Genomic DNA, 1,967 nt, shown 5'->3' with positions numbered 1-1,967 from the left:
AGTATCATCAGCGTCGCCTTTGGCATGCGGACTGCGGCACGGGTCGGGGCGCGACGTGGAGGAAGGGATGCGCGGTGTCTCTGACGGACAAGGCGATCGAGCAGATCCGTGAGCTGATCCGGACCGGAGCCCTGCCTCCAGGGTCCAAGCTCCCTCCGGAGCCGGACCTCGCCGCCCAGCTGGGCCTGTCCCGCAACCTCGCCCGCGAAGCGGTCAAGGCGCTGGCCGTCGCGCGGGTCCTGGAGGTCCGGCGGGGCGACGGCACTTATGTCACCAGTCTCCAGCCCAGCCTTCTCCTGGAGGGCCTCGGTGGTGCGGTGGAACTGCTGCAGGGCGACTCGGTCGCTCTCCAGGACCTCATGGAGGTACGGCGGCTCCTTGAGCCGGTCGCCACAGCCCTTGCCGCCACCCGCATCTCCGACGACCAACTGGCCGAAGTGAAAGGTCACTTGGATGCCATGCGGGAGGCGTGCGACGACGTCGAACGGCTCAACGCCCATGACGCGGCCTTCCATCGGGCAGTTGTCTCGGCCACGGGCAACGAGTCCCTGCTGGCGCTCCTGGAGGGCATTTCCGGCCGCACGCTGCGTGCCCGGATCTGGCGCGGCCTGGTCGACACACGGGCGGCGGGCCGCACCCTCGCCGAGCACGAGGCGATCTTCGAGGCCCTGGCCGCACGCGACGCGGCTCTCAGCCAGGCGGCGGCACTGCTGCACGTGAGCAACACCGAGCGGTGGCTGAAAGAGCACCTGCGCTCGGCCGAAGCGCTTCCCTCCGGTACGACCGCGGGCTGACGGGGGAGCGGCGCCCGCGCCGTCCTCATCGCCCCGGTGACCGTTCGTCCGACACACCCTTCGCCCAGGAGTCCCCGATGACCGCCGCCTTCCACGTCCTGACCACCGGATACGCCGACGAGCGGGTGGCCGGCACCGTCACCCTGCTCGTCGACGGTGCGACGGTCGCGGTAGTCGATCCGGGCATGGTGGCGGACCGCCGACTCATCCTCGATCCGCTCACGCACCACGGACTGCGCCCGGAAGACGTCACCGACGTGATCTTCAGCCACCACCACCCGGACCACACGCTGAACGCGGCCCTGTTCCCCGAAGCCCGCTTCCACGACCACATGGCCATCTACCGCGACGACATCTGGGAGGACCGCGACGCCGACGGATTCCGGCTCTCGCCGTCGATCGCGCTCATGACGACCCCCGGCCACACCGAGCAGGACGTCAGCACCCTGGTCACGGCCGCCCAGGGCCTGGTCGTCCTGACCCATCTGTGGTGGACCGCCGAGGGACCGGCCGACGACCCCTTCGCCCCCGACCGTGAGCAGCTGCGGGCGGCCAGGGAGAAGGTCCTGGCCCTCGGCCCGGCCCTGATCGTGCCCGGACACGGAGCACCCTTCGTGCCCTCCTCGTCCACGCCCCTCTGAACCGGGTTTCGGCGAGGTCACGCGCCGGGCGGCTCCGCCGGTGCCGTCTCGGGCGTCGGGTAGTCCTCCGTGATCTCCTTCGGGCCGAACGGCCACACCTTCTCGAACCGCGCCCACAGCACGTACGCCACACAGCCGAGGGCCAGCCACGCCAGTGACCACTCGATGGGGTGGCGGCCCGGTGAGTTCTTGTCCGCGTAGCCGTAGATCACGCACCAGCCGGTGAAGGCGATGATGCTCGGTACCGGATAGAGCCACATGCGGTACGGCCGCCTCATCGTCGGCCGACGCCTGCGCAGCACGCTCAGCGCCACGATCTGGGCCAGCGCCTGGACGATGACCATCACCGTCGTGAGCAGCTGGATCAGGGTCGCCAGGTCGGTGTGGCGGCCGATCAGGAAGCCGATCGCGGTGATCACGCCCATCGTCGCGAGGCCGAGGGTCGGGAAACGGTGCCGGGGGTGCAGCCTGGCGTAGGGCCGGAAGAAGACCCGGTCGCGGGCCGCGTCATAGGGCACGCGTGAGCCGCCCA

At 70.3% G+C, this 1,967-nt stretch carries 3 protein-coding genes; 2 read left to right on the top strand and 1 reads right to left on the bottom strand.

Features of this window, described 5'->3' with window-relative positions:
- The first annotated feature begins 74 nt into the window (after window positions 1–74).
- Window positions 75–794 (top strand): FadR/GntR family transcriptional regulator, encoded by a 720-nt coding sequence (locus JF597_RS54400; RefSeq protein ID WP_069759853.1) that lies wholly within the window; start codon window positions 75–77, stop codon window positions 792–794.
- 77 nt (window positions 795–871) lie between these two features.
- Complete coding sequence (locus tag JF597_RS54395) at window positions 872–1,435, top strand: MBL fold metallo-hydrolase (RefSeq protein ID WP_294014541.1); 564 nt, start codon at window positions 872–874, stop codon at window positions 1,433–1,435.
- A 17-nt stretch (window positions 1,436–1,452) separates the two neighbouring features.
- Here JF597_RS54395 and JF597_RS54390 read toward each other — a convergent pair.
- On the bottom strand, window positions 1,453–1,967 hold a 515-nt coding region (locus tag JF597_RS54390), incomplete at its 5' end, for an amino acid permease (RefSeq protein ID WP_294014540.1).

This window comes from Streptomyces sp. (assembly GCF_019510245.1).
Lineage (GTDB): Bacteria > Actinomycetota > Actinomycetes > Streptomycetales > Streptomycetaceae > Streptomyces.
This window is presented reverse-complemented; position numbering and strand designations above follow the sequence as displayed.